The following is a 13,717-nucleotide window of genomic DNA, read 5'->3' on the forward strand; positions in this document are numbered from 1 at the left end:
TTTATTGATTAAAAATACATTGGAACTTCCATCAATAGAAGTTGTGTTTGTTTGATTGCTTTGATTGCAATAGTGTCGGTTTCCCAAACCCCGAAGCCATCGCGTCGGTTGAGTTTTTGTCCTGCCACCTCGGCTTCTCCCTCTATCACGAAGAAATAAACGCCATCGCCGGGATTTTTCAATGTGTACTCACCTGTCCACCCTTCCGACAGATCTCCCAGATGAAACCATGCATTCTGATGAATCCATACACCCTGATCGTCGGGGTTCGGCGAGAGAACCTGATATAGTTCGTCTTTTTTCGCCACATCCGCCAGCGAAATCTGATCGTAACGTGGTGTCACGTTTTTCTTGTTGGGGAAAACCCAGATTTGGAGCAGCGAGGTATCGCCAAAACCGTCTTTGCTGTATTCACTGTGAAAAATCCCGGTTCCGGCACTCATCACCTGAATCTCGTCCGAACGGATAATCTCGCTGTTGTGCATACTGTCTTTGTGTTCGACCGCGCCATGCAACGGAATAGTAATCACCTCCATGTTATCGTGCGGGTGTGTATCGAACCCTTCGCCCTCGGCAATGGTATCGTCGTTGAGCACCCGAAGCGCCCCGAAATGAACCCTTTCCGGATTGTAATAGTTGGCAAAACTAAAGGTATGGTAGGTATTAAGCCATCCGTGGTAGGCATGACCCCTGCTTGTTGCCGTATGAAGTATTGTTTTCATTGTCCTGATATTTTAGCGGGTGTAATACTAAGCGACCTGGAAGCCGCTTGTTCCGTATTCCGTGTTGTTTGATGTGACAAAGGTACGGCAGCAAAAAAGCGGTCGAAGTACGTAAATCAGGGGAATGATTGCAAAAATCAGGACTAATGCACCGAAGCGCGGAATTCGGAGGGGGTTTGCCCCGAAATCTTCTTGAAGAAATTGTTGAAATGAGCCGCTTCCTCAAAACCGAGAGAGAAAGCCAACTCTTTGTTGGATACCGGAGTAAAGATGAGCGCACGTTTAGCTTCTGTCAGCAGCTTGCTCTGAATCATCTCTTTGGCCGACTTTCCGGTAAGAGCTTTCACCGTTTTGTTTAGGTAGTCGCCGGTCACTGCCATCTCCGCGGCATAATCGGAGACCATGTGCCAAGAAGCATAGTGCTCATCGAGCAGTTTTTTGAAGTTGCGCAACAAATGATTACTGGTCTCCACCATTTGCGGATTATGCAGCTTGTGCATGGAGCAGTGGTTGTTGCTCTGAATAAGGAACAACTTCACCAGCGAACCGACCGCCTCCAGTTTGTAGTTCTCTATCGCCTGCGCAAAATGAAACATCTGCTCCACCAGACCGACATAGACCGGCATATCCTCATCGCGGATGGGCAACGGAGGCGACTGGCCGTAATCGTTGAAAAGATAGAGGTCGTTAATCATTTTGTCAGGAATGGCGTTGCGAATCAGAAATTGTTCGGTGAATGTGATAGCCCACCCTTTCGGTTCGCTCTTCATAATCACCTGGTGCATCTGTTGCGGCAACAAAAAGTAGATAGTCTGGTTTTCTACCTTGTATGTGGTAAAATCGACCACATGTTCGCCCTCTCCTTTTTCAATAAAAATAATGGAATAGTAGTCGTGACGGTGTGGCACATCGGGAGCTCCGTTGTTCTTTCGATAGATGTCTTCCATCCGTTTCAGCGCGAAACCGGAAGTTTCGAAGAGATGATCGTCGATCAAGTGAGTTACTATTTCGGGAGTCTGTTCCATTGCAATGCAAAAATAGCACGATTCTGCCGGATTACGATACCCAGCACAAAAATCTTCCCGTTGTAATATTGGTTACACTTTTCAACCGTCGAAGCACTCTATCTTTGCACCAGAAAACATATAAAACACCTCATAACAATGAAACGGACAATCATCAAAATAGACGAAGAAAAGTGCAACGGTTGCGGACAATGCGTTACGGGCTGCCACGAAGGCGCGCTACAGCTGATCGACGGGAAAGCCCGCATGGTAAGCGAACTCTTTTGCGACGGACTGGGAGCCTGTATCGGGGAATGCCCGGTGGGAGCCATCGAACTGGAAGAACGCGAAGCCGAACCCTACAGCGAAACGGCTGTGATGGAACGTATTGCCCCAAAAGGTGAAAAAACGATTCTGGCACACCTCCGTCACCTCAAAGAACACGGCGAAACGGGCTACCTGCAGGAGGGCATTAAATATCTTCAGGAACACAATATTCCGGTCGATCTGAGTTCGATCCGCAACAAACCGACTGCCGCCATGATGCAGGCGCACGGACATCATCAGGGCTGTCCGGGCTCGAAGAGCTTTACATTTGCCGGTACTGAAACAAAAACCACGCAGGGAGACACAGCCTCTCAACTCCGTCAATGGCCGGTACAGTTGCACCTGCTCAATCCTCACGCCGGTTATTTTCAGGGAGCCGATGTACTGCTGGCTGCCGACTGCGCCGCCTTTGCCGCAGGTAATTTCCATTCGGCATATCTCAAAAACAAAGTTTTAGCTATTGCCTGTCCGAAACTGGACGATGGCAAAGATTCGTACATTTCCAAGCTGACGGCTATGATCAACGAATCGAATATCAACACGCTGACTGTGGTACGCATGGAAGTGCCCTGCTGCGGAGGGCTAACGCAACTGGCTCAGATAGCCTTACAACAAGCCGAACGCAAAGTACCGTTGAAGGAAATTATTCTCAATGTACAGGGCGAGCAACTAACGGAACGCTGGATCTGATCAGAGAGAAAACCAGTAGGAAAGTTTCACTAAAAAGACATTATTAACGGTGCCTTTAGAAAGTCCCCGAAAGATAGCAGTTACCGGCTCATGACCGGGATTTTGGTAGTTGGTAATTTCATTGGACCATACAAAATAGAGCTGAGAACCGGCTCGATACTCCCAGCGGAGTACAAAATTAGATCTGAATTGATAGTAGTTGAAATCGGGGTTGGAGACTGAATAATCGGTTTTTCCATCCCCGTTTTCGTCTATTTGATAAGCATCGTCGCTATAATTGGAGGTATCCAGCAGCGTAAAACGTTTTTCAAATGATTTATTGCACGGATCTGTAATATGCTTGAATGCAGAGTATTTGCCCACAGATGAATAAGGACTACCGTAATATTGTAGTGATAATTCCGGCGTCAGGTTGCAATCGGCACGAAAAGTAGCTCCCAGCGTTTTCTGATTAATCGACGCCATGATGGGTTTGTCACAACCGCCGTCCGAAGCACAACCTACATACTGCAAAACATTATCATTCAAAGCATAATTCAGATTAAGAGAGAATTTCAACGCCGAAATTGGTTGAATTGTAAACGTTGTGGAATATTGAGACCCTTTTCCTTGTTTATTTGGAAAATTGCGAATGTAATTCAAAGAACAATAAGCTGCCTTAGAATCGTCTGTTTTAATATAAAAATTTTCCTGCCAGTTGCCCGGAACATACATAGCGGGACCACCCCTAAGAATACGAGTATCCAGAGCCTCAGTTGTGTACGTAAGAGAGTTATTAATGCTCCATTTATTAAGAAATTCGGCATACCCTGCTCCGGTAAACGATGACGACAAATATTGCAACCCGTAATTCCAGTTATTATTCAGGAAAGCTACACATGTGTAAGTCCTGAAAATGGATACCGGTTTGTTGACAAAATAAGCCAGATAATTATTTTGTCGGATAACATCTGCCGTTTGCATATATCCCATATCATTCAGCTCAAGACCCGGAGAACGAAATGAAAGTTCGGTATAATACCGCCAAAGACCTTTGCTCCCTTTTCCAATTTTAACGTCACCGCCCCACCCTGACAGAGAGTTACGTGTGCTGTCATAATGTGCATAGGAAATATCAGGACGCTGCAGGTAGCGGGCAGAAGATTGCTGCATTTCCTGCATGGCTTGTTTACTGCCGGTGATATAACTTCCAATCATCTTGCCATCAAGGTAGAATTCTTTATCTTTCCACTGATGCAACAGGTCAATGCCGCCGGTATAAGCATTTTTGTTTAGAAAATCGAGTTGTGCATTGCGGATAAACCGGTTTGTTGATGTCACTATTCCGCCTAGAACAGTATTTCCTTGTTTGAAATCCTGCTGCACACGAGCCAGAAAATAATTTGTCAAAGGTTCTACCGTAATAGATTTTTGTCCTGTGGCTGTGCTTAACTGTTCATTTTCTTTTGATGTGGTACTCTGTAAAATACCAAGGGTTAACCCCTTCTCCGTTTTTCCCGAAATTTTGACAGCATCTATTATTGTTGCGTTATCTGTTTCTTTAAGGTATTCATTATCGGCCAAATCAGGAGAATACGATGGTGCATGACCGATACGACGCGAGTAAAACAGATTGACATCGTCCACATCAAAGGCAAAAATATTCTTCCCTTCAAGAAAGAACGGACGTTTTTCCGTAAAAAAAGTTTCGAAGGCCGTCAAATTAATTTCGGAAGGATCCGCTTCTACCTGACCAAAATCAGGGTTTATCGTCATATCGACCGTAAAATTACTTGTCAAACCGATTTTGGCGTCCAACCCTATATTCCTCCCGAATGTATATCCCTTATTTGCAAACGGATTCAGAGGATCCTTTTTGAATGTGTTGATTTTTCCAAGACCCGATGCAATCATCTCAAACCGTTTGGATTTTGGAAGGTTATTTAATCCCTTCAACAATCCATAAGCATACAAAATTCCCGGGCCGGTAGATGTTTGAGGCTCCCAATCACTCTCTTCTTTGAAACGACTGATCCATCGCCAGCAATGAAGTCCCCAAACCTGATCTTTAGAACGGCTATAGCGAAGTTGTGAAAAAGGAATAGCCATTTCGGCAGTCCAGGCTGAATCTTCCTGTGCAGTTTTCGCATACCACACAGCATTCCATGTCAAATCCGTATTCCATGGGTTTGTATTGATACCATCCAACTTTTGGCCTGCAGCGGTCACATCAAATTCAAACCCTGTACGTCTGTCATGGTAGCTATCAAGACTTATGCCTGCCACATCTCCGGAAAACACATCCCTACGGGCAGCCCTGCGCTGAATCTTACGCGGCTCATTGTCGACCGCCCTGATTCCAACATAAATATTCTTATCGTCGTATAGAATTTTAAGATAAGTAGCTTGTGAGGCCTTTGCTCCTTCCTTGGGAATCCATTGAACAAAATCTCCGGCCCATTCACCAGCCTGCCAGCACGAATCATTGAGATGCCCGTCTATTTTAGGTTTGTGAGCAATGTAGTGAGTGGTATATTCGCGCAATGGTTTTGCAACTGGCTTTGAAACAGAATCTTTCGCTTGCCACGACCGGGTTTGTTTATTTCGGGCTGCTATTTGAGGTAAAGAAATGACAAAAACAAACAGTAATAGCCAAAGAATCCTGTCTCTCTTTAGTGTATTACAAAAAACAGGACTATAATTGGCTCTGTCAGCTCTCAACTCTTTATTCACTTTACAAACAAACGTCATTGTATTTTGTCAAAATGCCATTAAATATTGACTTTCATTTTTCAATAAAAACTGTAGCACCAAAGTTAAACAAAAGATTGTAAATAAACGAAGATTTTTAAAATTGTTAATTAACCAGCTATAATAGCTCATGTACACAACCTCCATTACATTTGTCGAATGCCCATTAATTCGAACTATTTCTAATGTAAATCACACAAATTTAGATTATTCCAAAATAAAAGAGCGCATAAAGCAACATTTCAAAGACAAGTAACCGGTTAAAATCCAACTAATGAGCAAGTAGAAAAAACCGTTTGGCATTGCACTATGCAAAATCCGATAGCTTTTTATACAAATGCTTTATTTGCTTCACTTTTATATATCGTCAAAATTGGCTAAATTGCAGCTTAATATTCAACCCTTGAAACAACAACACTCAACACTATCATTCAATAAATTACATACATAAACATCACTAACGTAACGTTATTTTATTATATACAATGGATACACAACTTCTTTTAGGAGCCGAGGCAATAGCTCTTGCTGCCATTGACGCCGGTATTTCCGGTGTTTATGCATACCCCGGTACTCCGTCTACTGAAATTACGGAGTACATACAGCAATCACCCATCGCTCGTCAAAAAGGCGTGCACTCAACATGGGCAACAAACGAAAAAACAGCTTATGAAGCAGCTTTAGGCATGTCGTATGCGGGCAAAAGAAGTCTGGTATGTATGAAACACGTCGGACTCAATGTTGCTGCCGATGCATTTTTGAACTCTGCCATTACCGGTGTGAACGGCGGTATGGTTGTCGTAGTGGCCGACGATCCTTCCATGCACTCATCCCAAAACGAACAGGACACCCGCGTTTATGGAAAATTCGCATTCCTGCCTGTCATCGAACCATCGAACCAGCAAGAAACTTACGATGCCATACGTTACGCTTTCGATTTATCGGAACAGCAAAACCTTCCGGTGTTATTCAGAGTAACCACCCGTCTCTCGCACTCACGTGCAGTTGTCAAACAACAACCGCCGCGTGAAGAAAACATATTGAATCCATCAAAGGAAAAACGGAAATGGATACTACTCCCTGCTAACGCAAGAAACAACTATCAGCAACTGCTTGAAAAGCAAACTACTTTGGCGTCGCTATCCGAACAATCGTTTCTGAACAAAACCATTGCAGGAAACGGAACCAAGGCCATCATTGCTTTCGGAATTGCTTACAACTACGTAATGGAAGTAAAACAGGCCGAAAATCTGGATATTCCGGTACTAAAAATTTCTCAATATCCTTTGCCCGACAAGCTGATTAAAGAATTTACGGACAAATACGACGATATTCTGATTGCAGAAGAAGGTTATCCTGCATACGAAGAGTACCTAAAAGGTTATTTCGGCAACAAAAAATTCCGCGGTCGCTTAGATGGTGCACTGCCCCGTACCGGAGAATTATCGCCCGATGTTGTTGCAAAAGCAATGGGTGTCGAATCGGACACCTTCAGAACTATTCCTTCCATCGTAGCCGGACGTCCACCTATGCTGTGTCAGGGATGCAGTCACCGCGATGTGTTTGATGCGCTGAATGCCATCTTCGCAGAATACCCGGAACAACATGTCTTTTCCGATATCGGCTGTTACACATTGGGCGCGCTTCCTCCATTCAATGCAATTAATACTTGTGTTGACATGGGCGCTTCAGTTACAATGGCAAAGGGTGCTGCCGACGCCGGTCTCCATCCCGCTGTTGCCGTTATCGGTGATTCAACATTCACTCACTCGGGAATTACCGGTCTGTTAGATGCTGTCAACGACAAATCAGCCATTACCCTCATCATTTCCGACAACTCCACCACAGCTATGACCGGAGGCCAGGATTCTGCGGGCACAGGTAAGCTTGCTGAGATATGCAAAGGGATTGGCGTAGAAGAATCACATATCCGCACTTTTGTTCCTTTGAAGAAAAATCACGATGAAAACGTCATTATTCTGAAAGAAGAACTCGAATACAAGGGCGTTTCAGTAATCATTGCGCAACGCGAATGCGTGCAAACCGCCAGTCGAAAAAAAAGACAGGAAAATAAAAAGTAAAAGATTAAGAACATGCAAACAAACATTATCATAGCCGGTGTGGGCGGACAAGGCATCCTAACCATCGCATCTATCATAGACCTGGCTGCCATGCAACAGGGACTGCAAGTAAAACAGGCGGAAGTACACGGAATGAGTCAACGTGGCGGTGCCGTAGAGTCGCACCTTCGCATTTCAGACAGCGTAATCTATTCAGATCTAATTCCCAAAGGCAAAGCCAACCTGATTCTTGCGATAGAACCGATGGAATCTTTACGTTACTTACCATTTCTTGCTTCGGACGGAATGGTTGTTACTGCCACCGAACCATTCAAAAACATCAATAATTACCCCGAAGAGCAGGCTATTAAAGATGAAATAGCCAAAACCGGGAAGCATATTTTCGTGGATGCTGAAAATCTGGCGCGCGAAGCCGGAAATCTGAAAGCATTCAACACAGTGATGCTCGGCGCCGCAGCCAACTATATCGGCATCAGCAAAGATGCTCTTGAAAAAGCCATCGAAAGTTATTTTTCCGCGAAAGGAGAAGCTGTGGTTCAACTCAACATCAAAGCATTCCGTTTAGGGGCTGCTGCCATCTGATTTAATCGCATTTTTATGGATAAATACCAGCAATATTTCACAGCAGACAAGTTTGCTATGAGCAACGGGATCGAGCTCATCGAGTGCTCTCCCGGCCACGCAAAAGCAACAATCAAAATAGAGGAAAGACACCTCAATGGTGCCGGCGTAGTACACGGCGGACTTTTGTTTACTCTTGCCGACTTCTGTTTTGCGGCTGCTGTCAATTCGTATGGATTTATCACACTATCGATTAACGCATCCATATCATTCTTTGCAAAAAGCACTGAAGGTATTTTAACCGCAGAAGCCAAGGAAATAGCACGCAGTAATAAATTGTGCACCTGCGACATCAATATCTTTGACGAGAATGGCGCATTATTGGCAAACTTCAAAGGCACTGCCTACATCACACCCAAAACCATCGAATTTTAATCTAGGAATGTCTGTCAATCTACTCACATATTCAAATCTTAACCGTTTCACCGAACAAATACTTCACTTTAGCTCTACCCGTCAGGGTGGAGTAAGCAGTGACGAATATGCCTCATTAAATCTGGGGAATTTTTCCGATGAAAGCAGGGAAAATATAATCCAAAACCGGCAGCTTCTTTGCGCTGATCTCGGTATTCCCCTGAATCGCTTAATTGGAGCGCATCAGGTACACGGCACCAACGTCAAGCTTGTAGACGATTCATTACTAAAAATGGATGAGAATAGAAGAAAAGCCTCTTTAGAAGGTTTTGATGCGCTTATATGCAATACGCCGGACATTTGTATCACGACAACAACTGCCGATTGCGTACCCATTCTCTTATTTGATCCTGTAACCCGAAGTATTGCCGCTATCCATTCTGGCTGGCGCAGCACATTAAATAACATCGTTGGGTGTACGATAGAGGCCATGAAAGATAATTTCGGAGTCAATCCGGCTAATCTGATAGCAGCAGTAGGCCCCTGTATCAGTGGAGCCGTTTACGAAGTGGGAGGCGAGCTGGAATCTCAATTTCACATCAACGGATTCGACACACATCAGTTTTTTTCTCAAAAGAACGATGACAAATTTTTATTTGACATCCGCCTTGCGGTTCAAAAACAACTCGAAGCTGTCGGAGTCAACAATATCGAAGTCTCACCCCACTGCACGTTCAGCGAACCTGACCTTTTCTTTTCCGCACGGCGTCAGGGAAGCCATTCAGGGCGTATGTTAAGCGGTATCTGCCTGAAAAAATAATTCCAAACTTTCCATACGTATCAAAAAAAAACAATCTTCAACTTTGACAGTTGAAGATTGTCTCATACTCCAATTAACTCATTATTTTTCTCTCTAGATTTGGAATATTAATGATCATTTGCCTCACGGCAATTATATATCAAAAAGTAAAACCAAAATGTAATTGGAGGTATGACGATTGTTTTTGGTTCTGCAAAATTAGAGAATATTACCAGCACCGAACTTATCAATTTGTACAAAACAGCGTACGAATTAACAAATAACGATGATGAAAGGGCATAAGTAAAAGTCAAAAACCGTTCAAAAATCGATTATGCAGGGAAACGCTTTTGTAGACACCATTCAGAAGGAGAAACACCTGTCTCAGCCTTAAATTGGCGACTGAAATTTGAGGGCTCACTATAACCTACCATTTCTGATATCTGACTCAAAGAATGTTCTGAATTTTCTTGTAATAACCGAATAGCTTCTGCAATACGAAGCCTCCGAATCCACGAATTAAAGTTAACCCCCTCTTCCTTATTGATTAAACCAGATAGTGTTGTTCGTCCAACCTTCAAATATTGAGCCATATCTTCAATATTTACCCCCATGCGGGTATAATACTTCTCTTTCAACACCTTTCCCTTTAGTTCTGCCCACGAAAAACGGTTATTGATTTTCAGATGAATTTCAGATGGTTTAATAACCGGACGAAGCACAGGTTCTATCTTTATAAACGTTCTGGGATATTGAATATAGCAAACCCCAAATCCGACATAATAGATAATACAACAGACCGTAAAGACAATTTCCCATACAAAAGAAAAGAAACACATCATGAATACCCCAAATACACCCAGCGACAAGGCCGAATAATAACAAATGGACACCCAGCGAATATGAATCTTATAACCGTCGGAAAAATAATTATCTAATGCCTTATCATAATTCTTAACTGCACGAATAAAAATAACAGTCAAATACCCAAGCTGAATCACAAAAAACAACCAAAAACATTCCCTGATAACGACTGGAGGTGTCAGACTAAGCTTCACTAAAGCATCTAAATTACCAATCTCAGGATTTCCCCAACGAAGAGCAACCAAAGTATAAATAAGATCAAAAGCGATTATCGGGCTTACATGTTTAAGCAGATATTTCCTGGTTATTTTGGCTGGATTAAGTAATATGACTAATGCCATGGCAAATAAAATAGATTGCAACGATGCAATATTTAGATTTATCACAGACAATAAATCCACTTCCGGTTCTTCAATTGCTTCTGATATTAACACCAAAGATGCAAAAAGAGAATAGGCTATACCCAAAGTCCGTAGGGAAACCTTGTAACTTTTCAACCCTTTTGAGTCAGGAGGTAAAGGGAAGGCAAAAAAAACTATAGCAAACACCAAACAACTTATAATCAAGGTCGTGTTTACATATAAGGTAATAGAATTATCCATCTGACAGCTTTTAGTGTTATAATCTTTCTTTAAGTCAAGACCAAAGGATACTTATGACCATTTTGCCACTGCAAAGATACAATTTTTGATCTAAATAATTATTTTCCACAACAATCCAGTTTCGTAATCTCAACACACAAAAGAAAATACAATAAACTATATATCAAATAATTAAACACACCACCAAGAACATCCAGCAACATAGCTCACAAGTTCATTCAACTACATAAAAATTCAATTTTAATTTTCAATAAGACTTAATAAGTAATACTTTATTTAACACACAACAAACAGCCACAATATTACTTATATCTATTTATTTGTGGACATTACAAACATACAAACAAATAAAACGTCATAATTTTATTGTATTTATTTAATATTAAATCACGTTAATTATATGTTAATTAAAATCTATTTTTCAATTTGAATGCTATATTTGTAAAAATAAAATTCTACATAATTATTTTCACAGCACCGTAATTCTACTTACAAAACATGTAGGAAATTTTACTACAACTGAAGTTATAGTATATCCTTTTGAAGAATATGCTATCAAAACATCTTTATTAACAGACTTAAACCTCAGAACTGTATGAACAAAGACACACTACACTACAGGGAACCAAACACGTTTAGTGCTCAAGAGAGGTTGAATAACGCCAACAAAAACTCATCCGAAAACGATCAACCTGCTACACCAATCAGCAGAAACGAATCCGGCTCTTTCATCATTGAGTCAACCATATCTTCTTCGATCGTTTTAAAAAAACCACACACTCCCTGGTTTGATTGGGGGTAACGCCGTCAAGAGAACTTACCAGTTCTTCTTATAACCAACTTAAGACCTTTTCAATTATTATTTACTGATTAGAACAACACTGTTGTAAATCAGCAAAATCTCATAATATCTTATATCATGGGCTGGCTATTCGTCACCTATAAGCAAAACACAGAAAACAATATACATACCTGATTACAATACAATTAGTCAAAAACAGCATTTTCATCACCCATCATATTCAGATTTTATCCATCAAATTTCATTGATTACGAACTCTAATACTTGAACAGCATGGAAGAAAACAGCATCCTTTTCTCGTACAACAGACGTTCAGTCGCCAGATTACCATTCAGACCCACACTTTTCACCAGGAATACCGGACTACAAGCCGAAAATATTCTAATTCCTTACAGAAAAGGAACTAAATGGGGATTCTGCAACATTCAAAAGAGATTAATTATTCCGTGTCTGTATGATGCTGTCCGGAAATTCAAAAACGGAATTGCCATTGTATGCAAAAACAACAAATGGGGTATAATCACGAACAATGGCAACGAACTGATAAGTTGCCGATATGATGCTATTGAAATGAATATCGAAACAATTTTATCGGTAAAACAAGGAGGCAAATGGGGACTAACCGACATATTTGGAATGGAAATTATTTCATGCAAATATGATTTTATCTGCAAATTTCTCAAAGGATATGCCGAATTGGAAAATGAAGATAAAAAAGGTATTCTTTCAATAACAGGAGAAGAAATATTACCCCCAAAATATCAGGACATAAAAAATTTAGGCAATGGATATTTTGCAGTTTGTCCAAATAAACGTTGGGGATTGGTCGATAGTTGCGGTCAAGAAATTACCCCCTGCAAGTTTAACTGCTTTGATATTTATGACTGTTCGCTATTTCGAGTGAGTGACAATCATGGATGGGGCATCATCACTTCCGATGGAACTGAGATCGTATCGTGCCATTATACGATAATGGAGAATATAAAAAATGGTTTATCCAAAGTCAAAACAAACGGAAAATGGGGATATATCAACACAAAAGGAGAGATTGCCGTCCCTTGTATTTACAAGCAAATAGGAGACTTCTCTGACGGACTGGCACGCTGTTTATACAACGGACACTGGGGATTTGTAGACATGAGCGGTCATGAAGTTATTGCCTGCAAATATGATATGGTAAATAATTTTCAGGAACAGTTAGCCGGGGTCTGCAAAAATAATCGCTGGGGCATCATCAACAATCTTGGTGACGTAAAAGCCCCGTTTCGATACACTTTCATTGGCAATTTCAACAACGGGAAAGCTGAGATTGCGGTAAACGACCGGTTGGGCATTATCAATAAGAACTTCAAGGTAATGCTGTTTTCGGGCTATGAATCCATTAAACCGGCCTGCAAAAACGCTTACAGTGTACACCTGAACGGCTATTGGACCTTAATAAACTCCGAAGGCCTGTCACTAACTTCTACCGTATACGACGCAATTGCAAGGTTCAACGACACTATGATTCGCGTAAAGATTAAAGGAAAATGGGGAATTATTGATTATACCGGAAGAGAAATTGTGCCGTGCAGGTATGACAAAATAGAATTACCTCGTGATGAAGTAGCCCGTGTATATAATAAATCTCTCACCGGACTGATAAATATCCAGGGCAAGGAAGTCGTCAGATGCCAGTATAAACATATCGGCAAATTCTCAAACGGTCTGGCTTGGGTAGAGACAAATTCAAAATCAGGATTTATCAACAAAGACGGCAAGGAAGTAATACCCTGCAAATACAAATGGGTCTGGGAGTTCGAAGATAATCTGGCCATAGCGGGACTTGAGAATAACACGATCGGTTTCGTACATACCAATGGCGCCACTTATTGGGAAGACTAGTTTGGTAACACAAGAAAAACCTATCGATTCTCAAGAAATTGTGATAACGTTTCAAAGAAATCATTAGCCGATAATGCTTTATTTTAATAATACAGTCCAATAATTATGACATATAAGGAATCAAAACATTAAAACGAAGCCAGATCACCATGTCCATTTTACCGACTTACCGTTTGCACCATTTAACCAAACCATGGAGCGATTTAACCCACCATAAAAAACAAATCATTCTTTTCG

The 13,717-nt window shown here is 41.6% G+C and carries 10 protein-coding genes; 6 read left to right on the top strand and 4 right to left on the bottom strand.

Annotated elements, in window-relative coordinates; all coding sequences use genetic code 11:
• Positions 1 to 8: 8 nt before the first annotated feature.
• The gene (locus PJIAN_RS07660) at positions 9 to 722 is read right to left on the bottom strand and encodes a pirin family protein (RefSeq protein ID WP_068703722.1); all 714 of its coding nucleotides are present in this window, start codon (positions 720 to 722) and stop codon (positions 9 to 11) included.
• Positions 723 to 865: 143 nt separating this feature from the next.
• A complete protein-coding gene (locus tag PJIAN_RS07665; RefSeq protein WP_068703724.1) occupies positions 866 to 1,747 on the bottom strand; it encodes an AraC family transcriptional regulator in 882 nt (293 codons plus the stop codon).
• Between the two features lie 138 nt (positions 1,748 to 1,885).
• On the opposite strand from PJIAN_RS07665, the gene PJIAN_RS07670 reads away from it, so the two are divergent.
• Positions 1,886 to 2,743 (top strand): ATP-binding protein, encoded by an 858-nt coding sequence (locus PJIAN_RS07670; RefSeq protein WP_068703726.1) that lies wholly within the window; start codon positions 1,886 to 1,888, stop codon positions 2,741 to 2,743.
• Here the strand turns inward: PJIAN_RS07670 and PJIAN_RS07675 are convergent, their stop codons facing one another.
• Positions 2,744 to 5,473, bottom strand: coding sequence for a DUF5916 domain-containing protein (locus PJIAN_RS07675; RefSeq protein WP_084252320.1), 2,730 nt, complete (start codon positions 5,471 to 5,473; stop codon positions 2,744 to 2,746).
• 485 nt (positions 5,474 to 5,958) lie between these two features.
• Here PJIAN_RS07675 and PJIAN_RS07680 point away from each other — a divergent pair, with 485 nt between their 5' ends.
• Genes PJIAN_RS07680 through pgeF form a run of 4 tightly spaced genes read left to right on the top strand, consistent with a single transcriptional unit; the run spans position 5,959 to position 9,349 of the window.
• Positions 5,959 to 7,554: a thiamine pyrophosphate-dependent enzyme gene (locus PJIAN_RS07680; RefSeq protein WP_068703728.1), complete on the top strand. Its 1,596-nt coding sequence runs from the start codon at positions 5,959 to 5,961 to the stop codon at positions 7,552 to 7,554.
• Between the two features lie 12 nt (positions 7,555 to 7,566).
• Positions 7,567 to 8,136 (top strand): indolepyruvate oxidoreductase subunit beta, encoded by a 570-nt coding sequence (locus PJIAN_RS07685; RefSeq protein ID WP_068703730.1) that lies wholly within the window; start codon positions 7,567 to 7,569, stop codon positions 8,134 to 8,136.
• Between the two features lie 15 nt (positions 8,137 to 8,151).
• Positions 8,152 to 8,550 (top strand): PaaI family thioesterase, encoded by a 399-nt coding sequence (locus tag PJIAN_RS07690; protein ID WP_068703732.1) that lies wholly within the window; start codon positions 8,152 to 8,154, stop codon positions 8,548 to 8,550.
• 7 nt (positions 8,551 to 8,557) lie between these two features.
• Complete coding sequence (pgeF, locus tag PJIAN_RS07695; RefSeq protein ID WP_068703734.1) at positions 8,558 to 9,349, top strand: peptidoglycan editing factor PgeF; 792 nt, start codon at positions 8,558 to 8,560, stop codon at positions 9,347 to 9,349.
• A 311-nt stretch (positions 9,350 to 9,660) separates the two neighbouring features.
• On the opposite strand, the gene PJIAN_RS07700 is transcribed toward pgeF, so the two are convergent.
• On the bottom strand, positions 9,661 to 10,794 hold the full coding sequence (locus tag PJIAN_RS07700) for a helix-turn-helix domain-containing protein (RefSeq protein ID WP_084252322.1): 1,134 nt from the start codon (positions 10,792 to 10,794) through the stop codon (positions 9,661 to 9,663).
• Positions 10,795 to 11,869: 1,075 nt separating this feature from the next.
• Here PJIAN_RS07700 and PJIAN_RS07705 point away from each other — a divergent pair.
• A complete protein-coding gene (locus PJIAN_RS07705; RefSeq protein ID WP_068703737.1) occupies positions 11,870 to 13,480 on the top strand; it encodes a WG repeat-containing protein in 1,611 nt (536 codons plus the stop codon).
• Positions 13,481 to 13,717 lie beyond the last annotated feature (237 nt).

Origin of the sequence: Paludibacter jiangxiensis, assembly GCF_001618385.1 — a bacterium.
In the GTDB taxonomy this organism is placed as follows: domain Bacteria; phylum Bacteroidota; class Bacteroidia; order Bacteroidales; family Paludibacteraceae; genus Microbacter; species Microbacter jiangxiensis.

Excerpts from the sequence above, each read along its gene's own strand:
- PJIAN_RS07660 (WP_068703722.1), bottom strand. The coding sequence starts at position 722 with ATGAAAACAATACTTCATACGGCAACAAGCAGGGGTCATGCCTACCAC.
- PJIAN_RS07665 (WP_068703724.1), bottom strand. The coding sequence starts at position 1,747 with ATGGAACAGACTCCCGAAATAGTAACTCACTTGATCGACGATCATCTC.
- PJIAN_RS07670 (WP_068703726.1), top strand. The coding sequence starts at position 1,886 with ATGAAACGGACAATCATCAAAATAGACGAAGAAAAGTGCAACGGTTGC.
- PJIAN_RS07675 (WP_084252320.1), bottom strand. The coding sequence starts at position 5,473 with ATGACGTTTGTTTGTAAAGTGAATAAAGAGTTGAGAGCTGACAGAGCC.
- PJIAN_RS07680 (WP_068703728.1), top strand. The coding sequence starts at position 5,959 with ATGGATACACAACTTCTTTTAGGAGCCGAGGCAATAGCTCTTGCTGCC.
- PJIAN_RS07685 (WP_068703730.1), top strand. The coding sequence starts at position 7,567 with ATGCAAACAAACATTATCATAGCCGGTGTGGGCGGACAAGGCATCCTA.
- PJIAN_RS07690 (WP_068703732.1), top strand. The coding sequence starts at position 8,152 with ATGGATAAATACCAGCAATATTTCACAGCAGACAAGTTTGCTATGAGC.
- pgeF (WP_068703734.1), top strand. The coding sequence starts at position 8,558 with ATGTCTGTCAATCTACTCACATATTCAAATCTTAACCGTTTCACCGAA.
- PJIAN_RS07700 (WP_084252322.1), bottom strand. The coding sequence starts at position 10,794 with ATGGATAATTCTATTACCTTATATGTAAACACGACCTTGATTATAAGT.
- PJIAN_RS07705 (WP_068703737.1), top strand. The coding sequence starts at position 11,870 with ATGGAAGAAAACAGCATCCTTTTCTCGTACAACAGACGTTCAGTCGCC.